Source organism: Microcystis sp. LE19-41.2A (genome assembly GCF_027530405.1).
Lineage (GTDB): Bacteria > Cyanobacteriota > Cyanobacteriia > Cyanobacteriales > Microcystaceae > Microcystis > Microcystis aeruginosa.
In genome coordinates, this window is sequence record NZ_JAPZQJ010000627.1 from 1 (window position 1) to 2,836 (window position 2,836).

The window sequence follows — 2,836 nt, forward strand, 5'->3', positions numbered from 1 at the left end:
TCTGTATTAGTCGAGAAAATTCATACAGAGGTCTTAAACTATGAAAATCTTATCCTGTTATTCCCTCGGTGAACACTTCAGTAAGTAGTCGTGCAAAATTAATTTCCTAGTGAAGATAGGCAAGAGGCAAGAGGCAAGAGGCAAGAGGCAAGAGCGGGGTTAGATATGTGTAATTAATTTTGCCTAGGTACTTACCTTATTTTGCCTTTTGGAAGCACTCAGAACGATTCGCTCGATCAACGACTGACTAAACTTTTTCAAGGTAAACCAGCCCTGTCTAGTTTAAACGCTCAAAAAGATAAAAACAACAGATAAACAGATAAAAACAGTATAAATCACAGAAAAAGACGGTATTGCGGGCGAAAACTATTAGAAATTGGAGAAATAATCATGCCAGTCCCGAAAACAACCGTTATTTCTGTATCCGATGAAGCCCTCGGTAATTTCGCCGTCCCCGATCATTCAGAACGGGTTTATGCCCAAGTGTACTATGCCATCCGGGAACGTCAGGGTATGCTATCTCGGAAACGCAACGGCGAGGATTTCAGTTGGGATGACTTCAAACAGAAATTCACCGAAGCGTTCGGCACTCCTGACAAACCCACCTATACGCTCGAACAACTGCTGGATTATGCACTTCGCAAATTCAATATGACTTTGCAGGACTTGATCGATGCCAACAAACGCAGTTGGGAACGCCGTCGCGCTCGGGAAGAAAAATATGGTTCCTATAACAGCATTCCCCAAGACTGGAACGCAGGTTAATTAACGTGATGGGAGAGGAGTTTTCCTCTCCTTTTTTTTGCTTCGGTGAAGGGAGAAATAAAAGAAAAATTAAATAACAAAAACTATCGGAGCGGGGTGTAAACTATTCCGAGAAAATCGATGGATAACGACACTTTCGATAGTTATCTTAACACCCTCCGTGATTATCGTCTATATAAACAATTTCCCGACGATTATTACGATCCAACCCAAGATTTACCGCCAGGTATTCACGCCTCGATCTACCGTCCCGAACCGGAAATAGAAGACGACCCCGACCCAGATGAGCCAGAAATTTCGGATAATTGGCAACCCAGCGATGATCCTCTTCATTTCTAATCGGTAAATCAAACTTTTTCTGCCCTTGGGCGATTGTCACTGCGACTATCGCCTTTTTTAACTGAGGGAAACAATCGCCAGTAATTTTCAGACAAAGCTCGGTCGGGAGACGACGAATACAAAAAATAGGAAAAGAAAAAAAAGAAAAACGGTCGAGTGCGGTCGAAAACCAACGGAAGTTAACACCATGCGTCAATCAAGCCACACCCTTATCGAACTGCTCGTCACCTCAATCAATTCTGAAAATATTGGGCAAGTTGAACTGCCCTTCCCTGAATCCTTTGGAAGAAAAGCTGTTAGAATTTTTAAAAATTTACGTTAATTAGAAACAGATGAAGATTATACAAAAAAGATAACTTAAAATAACAAGAATGCTCTCGCCAGAGGTGAAAATAATTGAACTAGGAGCTATGAATAATCAAACAAATCCCTTAAGCAGACTGCTAAAACCTGAAACCGAGAAACAGCCAACAGTCTTAGGACAAACAGGAACAAACAATATAGCGCAGAATATCACTATTACGGAAACTATTGAGATGAGATTAAGACAACCCTACATTGACCTGATTGGCATCTGGAAAGGTTTTGGCTACCCAGACCGTCACAACTTCCAGTGGGACTCGAAAGCCAGAATCCGCATCTGGAATGGCAACAACTGTCACTTCGTTGTGTTTAGCGATTTGGATGAGCCAGACAGCGGCACGTCCATCACAAATAGCAGCGAAAACCTAGCAACTTTTATCCGCCGCGACTTTCACTTGGACGGGACGATTTTGTGGTTCGAGCATTATCCGCGCCATAACACTCCTGAGTGCATCCGCCAAGCTAATCACTGGCAAGAAGAAGTCTCTCTTGTTACTTATACCTGGGATGGACAAAAATACCTCTCTCCTCGCTGGGTCTATATCAAGCGAGAAGCGGCGGAAACTATGATCGACGCTTCCTTAGAGATGGAAGGCTACCGCTCCTTGTCCTCCCATTATTTCTCCTGTCCTGTCCTGATTTGATAACTAATCACCGAATAAAACGGAGGCAATGCGATTATTTTAAGCCAAGTAACCGATAATTAACAACTGACTTCACCGCTTTTATTTGACTCGATGCAAAAGCGATCTCATCGAGTCACTACTTTGTTAAACAGGAGTAAAAATGAAAAATAAAACAACAGAATTTATCAAGGGTAAAAGAGTATATGGATTGTTTATGATTGTCTTTTAATGACTTATAAAAAGTTCAGGGAATCCAGTAAGTTAAATTGCTATTTGCACGTTTTGCCAGACCGTATTCTCGTTACTTATAAAGCCTTTGGGAGAGAATATTTATTGTCGAATTTACTTAAGATTTTAACTCAGCATAAGAGATATAGTTCGCAACAGTTAAAAATGAATAAAAACAAATTCAGAAGAGAAAAATAATAATAAAAATGCTTTCGCCAAGAATGAAAACAAATTGAACAAAATTATGACGGCTAAAAACCTGAATCTCGAACAGTTTACCGGAACCGAAAACTATTACAAGCACTCAATGGGACTCCTCTATACGGATGGGGTACATTACCTAGTCCAAGAAGCCAAAGCCTATTGGCTCATCGATAGACCTCTTGCATAATTTTTTTATGGTATAATATAAGGTTTTGCTTTTTTCTCAATTCTTAGATTGAAGTGGAAAAAAGAATAAAATGTGATCTTAGGTCAGGAAATCATCTATAATTTTGCTATGTTTATTAGCAAAA

General features: G+C 40.2%; 5 protein-coding genes. All 5 read left to right on the forward strand.

All coding sequences use genetic code 11. The features are described 5' to 3' along the window. Positions 1-390: 390 nt before the first annotated feature. The 5 genes from O9290_RS25790 to O9290_RS25810 all read left to right on the forward strand — a co-directional run bounded on the left by O9290_RS25790 (position 391) and on the right by O9290_RS25810 (position 2,712). Positions 391-765 (forward strand): hypothetical protein, encoded by a 375-nt coding sequence (locus O9290_RS25790; RefSeq protein ID WP_287999090.1) that lies wholly within the window; start codon positions 391-393, stop codon positions 763-765. Positions 766-885: 120 nt separating this feature from the next. Beyond that, a complete protein-coding gene (locus O9290_RS25795; RefSeq protein ID WP_287999093.1) occupies positions 886-1,104 on the forward strand; it encodes a hypothetical protein in 219 nt (72 codons plus the stop codon). Between the two features lie 187 nt (positions 1,105-1,291). After that, on the forward strand, positions 1,292-1,426 hold the full coding sequence (locus tag O9290_RS25800) for a hypothetical protein (protein WP_288087674.1): 135 nt from the start codon (positions 1,292-1,294) through the stop codon (positions 1,424-1,426). Between the two features lie 88 nt (positions 1,427-1,514). After that, positions 1,515-2,111: a hypothetical protein gene (locus tag O9290_RS25805; protein WP_287999098.1), complete on the forward strand. Its 597-nt coding sequence runs from the start codon at positions 1,515-1,517 to the stop codon at positions 2,109-2,111. Between the two features lie 454 nt (positions 2,112-2,565). Beyond that, positions 2,566-2,712 carry a DUF6876 family protein gene (locus tag O9290_RS25810; RefSeq protein ID WP_288087676.1) on the forward strand — a complete coding sequence of 49 codons (147 nt, stop codon included), beginning with the start codon at positions 2,566-2,568 and terminating at the stop codon, positions 2,710-2,712. The last annotated feature ends 124 nt before the right edge of the window (positions 2,713-2,836 follow it).

Bases quoted from the DNA above. Each gene is read 5' to 3' on its own strand.
- O9290_RS25805 (WP_287999098.1), top strand. From the start codon at position 1,515: ATGAATAATCAAACAAATCCCTTAAGCAGACTGCTAAAACCTGAAACC.
- O9290_RS25795 (WP_287999093.1), top strand. From the start codon at position 886: ATGGATAACGACACTTTCGATAGTTATCTTAACACCCTCCGTGATTAT.
- O9290_RS25810 (WP_288087676.1), top strand. From the start codon at position 2,566: ATGACGGCTAAAAACCTGAATCTCGAACAGTTTACCGGAACCGAAAAC.
- O9290_RS25790 (WP_287999090.1), top strand. From the start codon at position 391: ATGCCAGTCCCGAAAACAACCGTTATTTCTGTATCCGATGAAGCCCTC.
- O9290_RS25800 (WP_288087674.1), top strand. From the start codon at position 1,292: ATGCGTCAATCAAGCCACACCCTTATCGAACTGCTCGTCACCTCAATC.